The sequence below is a fragment of the Actinotalea sp. genome (genome assembly GCF_035443605.1).
Taxonomy (GTDB): domain Bacteria; phylum Actinomycetota; class Actinomycetes; order Actinomycetales; family Cellulomonadaceae; genus Actinotalea.
In genome coordinates, this window is the sequence record NZ_DAORSQ010000134.1 from 2,433 (window position 1) to 5,319 (window position 2,887).

Genomic DNA, 2,887 nt, shown 5'->3' on the forward strand with positions numbered 1-2,887 from the left:
CCCTGCCGGCGGCCCCACCGACCGCCCTGCCGGCGCGCTCAGCGACCACCTCACCGACGCGCTCGCCGAGGTCCGCGACCGCGCCCTGCGAGCGACCGACGTCGCGTTCGTCATCACCGATGCGACGGCCCCGGGCTCGCCGATCCTGTGGGTCAACGACGCCTTCACGCGCACCACCGGGTACTCGCTCGACGAGGTCGTCGGGCGCAACCCCAACGTGCTGCACGGACCGGGGACGGACCGCGCCGAGACCGCGCGCCTCACGGCGGCGATCATCGCCGGGCGGCCGGCGACCGTGACGGTGCTCAACTACCGCCGCGACGGCACGCCGTTCTGGAACCAGGTGTCCGTCTCACCGGTGCCCGACGCGCACGGCACGGTGACCCACTGGGTGGGCATCCAGGTGGACGTCACCGACCAGGTGCTGCACGACGACGCCCAGCAGCAGTCGATCGAGGCCGAGCGGCGCGCGCGGGCGGGGCTCGCGCTGGTCTCGCAGGTCTCGGACCTGTTGAGCGACCTCGAGGACCCGTACGTGCTGCGCGAGATCGCCTCCCTGCTGCGGCACGAGGTGGTGGGCTGGGCCGGGTTCTTCGTGCAGGACGGCGGGCTGCGCGCCTCCCACGGGATCGACGTCGGGTTCCGCGAGCCGACGACGCCGCGCCGGCACGGCCCGGGCGCGGCGGGTCGCGAGCAGGCGCGCGCGGCCGATCCCGTCCAGGACCTGCTCGACGGCACGCTCGACGGCCCCATCGAGGTGGTCCTCGAGGCCGAGGCGATGGGCACCACCACCCGCCGCCTGGCCGATCACCTCATCGGTGCGCTGCGCCACCACCCCGTGCCGGTGGACGTCGTCGTCGTGCACGCGGTCGCCGGGCGGCGGCGCACCCAGGGCGTGCTCGTCACCGTGCCCCGCCGCGGCACGGGCCTGGCGGGGTTCGACGACAACGACCGCACGGTGCTGTACCTCGTGGTGCGCAGGGTGGGGATGGCGGTCGACAACGTGCGGCTGTACGCGCGCGAGCACCGCCTGGCCGAGACCCTTCAGCGCTCGATGCTCCCGGAGCAGGCGGAGGTCACGGGGCTGGACGTGTGGACCTACTACGCGCCGAGCTCCGGCCACGCCCAGGTGGGCGGGGACTGGTACGACGTGCTCCAGGTGGAGCCCGAGGGCGTGGTGGTGGTCATCGGGGACGTCGTGGGGCACGACGTCGAGGCCGCGGCGGCGATGGGTCAGCTGCGCTCCATCGTGCGCGCGTTCGCCTACGACGGCGCGGACCCGGGGGAGGTGCTCAACCGCGTGGACCAGCTGGTCGCCGGGATGCGGATCCCGCGGTCGGCCAGCCTGGTGCTCGTGACGATGCTGCCGACGGACGGCGGCTGGACGATGCGCTACTCCCGCGCCGGTCACCTGCCGCCGCTCGTCGCGCACGCGGGTGAGGTCGGCCAGCTGTCCGACGCCGCCGGGCCGATGATCGGGTTCGGCTCGGGGGGCCGCTCCAGCGGGACGCACGCGATGGTCCCCGGTGACGTGCTCGTGCTCTACACCGACGGCCTCATCGAGCGCCGCGACCGCACGCTGCGTGCCGGGCTCGACGAGCTCGTCGACGCGATGGCGACGGTCGGTCCGGTCGAGGCCGCCGGGGTGGGTGAGGAGCTGCTGTCGCGGCTCGCCGACGCGCCAGAGGACGACATCGCGGTCGTCGTCGTGCGGGTGCCGGACCCGGGCGCCGACCTGTCGGCCGGGTCGCCGAGCCCGCGGCGCCGACGGTGGTCCATGCCCAGCGAGCCGGGTTCGATCGGCCGGGCCCGGCAGGCCGTCGTGCGCACGTGCGCGGCCTGGGGCATCCCGGGGGTCGCGAGCGCGGAGCTGGTGGTCAGCGAGCTGGTCGCCAACGCGGTGCTGCACGGGTGGGGGCACGTGGTGCTGCGGCTGCTCGACACCGGCGAGGGCCTACGGATCGAGGTCGAGGACGCCAACCCCGCGCCGCCGGTGACCACGGACGGTCACCCGGGGCGCGTAGGCGGCTTCGGGATGCGGATCGTCGAACGCCTGGCCGACTGGGGCTGGCGGCCGTCGGGCACGGGCAAGCTGGTGTGGGCCAGGGTGCGGCCGGTCGACTTCACGGTGCCGCCGCAGCGCTGAGGTGGGCCGCGGCGTGAGCGCTCACAGGTCGGGCGGGCAGAGGTGGTCGCGGTCGATGCGGAACATGGGCAGGGCGCCGCAGACCTCGAGGACGAAGAGCTCCCGCTCGTCGCAGCCGCGCAGCACCGTGGCCCCGCCGCGCTTGCGGCCGGCGTCCGCAAGGGACATGAGGAACGCCGCCCCCGTGGAGTCCATGAAGGTCACCCGGCACATGTCGATGACCAGCAGCTGGCGCCGCAGACCCGTGACCCGGGCGGCGACCTCGGGGAACTGCTCCCGCTCGGCGAGGTCGAGGTCGCCCGAGATCACCAGTGTCGCCGTGGCCGGCGACATCGAGACTTCGATCATGGGCGGGGCTCCTCGCGGCGCTCGGGGCGTTCCCGGGTGCCGCGCTCGACTGTATCCACGGGTGCTGCGGGCCGCACGGCGGGGCGCGGGTGACGCCCGGCACCGGTCGTCCAGCGTGCGGCCCGGCCCGCGCCGCACCCGTCGCCCGCGATAGCCTCGTGCGGGCCGTTCACCGCCGCGACGGCGGGCGGGCACCCACCCGCGGGTCAGCAAGAGGTCAGCAGCAGGTCAGCAGCAGGGAAAGAGGAGACATGCCAGCCGTCGTCGTGCTCGGCGCCCAGTGGGGCGACGAGGGCAAGGGCAAGGCCACCGACCAGCTCGGTGCCCGCGTCGACTACGTCGTCAAGTTCAACGGCGGCAACAACGCGGGGCACACCGTCGTCATCGGCGACG

Annotated in this window: 3 protein-coding genes; 2 read left to right on the plus strand and 1 reads right to left on the minus strand. The window is 74.6% G+C overall.

Annotated elements, in window-relative coordinates; translation table 11 throughout:
- Positions 1-2,146, plus strand: a 2,146-nt coding sequence (locus PKY62_RS11805; protein WP_324537201.1) for a SpoIIE family protein phosphatase, incomplete at its 5' end; no start/stop codon positions are given.
- 21 nt (positions 2,147-2,167) lie between these two features.
- Here PKY62_RS11805 and PKY62_RS11810 read toward each other — a convergent pair.
- Positions 2,168-2,494, minus strand: coding sequence for an STAS domain-containing protein (locus PKY62_RS11810; protein WP_324537203.1), 327 nt, complete (start codon positions 2,492-2,494; stop codon positions 2,168-2,170).
- Positions 2,495-2,745: 251 nt separating this feature from the next.
- Here PKY62_RS11810 and PKY62_RS11815 point away from each other — a divergent pair.
- The coding region (locus PKY62_RS11815; protein ID WP_324537205.1) for an adenylosuccinate synthetase at positions 2,746-2,887 on the plus strand (142 nt) is incomplete at its 3' end.